A 516-nucleotide genomic window follows, 5' to 3' on the forward strand; every position below is an offset into this window, starting at 1 on the left:
CACCAGGCTGATCAGCATCAGGTGGTTGTCGGTGCCACCGGAAACCACGTCGTAGCCGCGCCCGATGAACACCTCGGCCATCGCCTTGGCGTTGCGGATCACCTGCGCCTGGTAGTCCTTGAAGCCCGGCTCCAGCGCTTCCTTGAAGCACACCGCCTTGGCCGCGATCACGTGCATCAGCGGGCCGCCCTGGGCGCCAGGGAATACCGCGGAGTTGAGCTTCTTCTCGATCTCCTCGTTGGCGCGCGCCAGGATCAGGCCGCCGCGCGGGCCGCGCAGGGTCTTGTGGGTGGTGGTGGTGACCACGTCGGCGAAGGGGATCGGGTTCGGGTAGAGGCCGGCGGCGACCAGCCCGGCGACGTGGGCCATGTCGACGAACAGCAGCGCGCCGACCTTGTCGGCGATGGCGCGGAAGCGCGGGAAGTCGAGGGTCTTGGAGTAGGCGGAGAAGCCGGCGACGATCATCTTCGGCTTATGCTCCACGGCCAGGCGCTCGACTTCGTCGTAGTCGATCAG

The 516-nt window shown here is 67.2% G+C and carries 1 pseudogene; it reads right to left on the minus strand.

Annotation, left to right across the window (positions count from 1 at the left end):
• Positions 1-516 (minus strand): annotated as a pseudogene (gene glyA / locus HMPREF2716_RS11985) (serine hydroxymethyltransferase); the annotation flags it as partial.

It is taken from the genome of Pseudomonas sp. HMSC076A11 (assembly GCF_001810205.1).
GTDB lineage: Bacteria > Pseudomonadota > Gammaproteobacteria > Pseudomonadales > Pseudomonadaceae > Pseudomonas > Pseudomonas aeruginosa.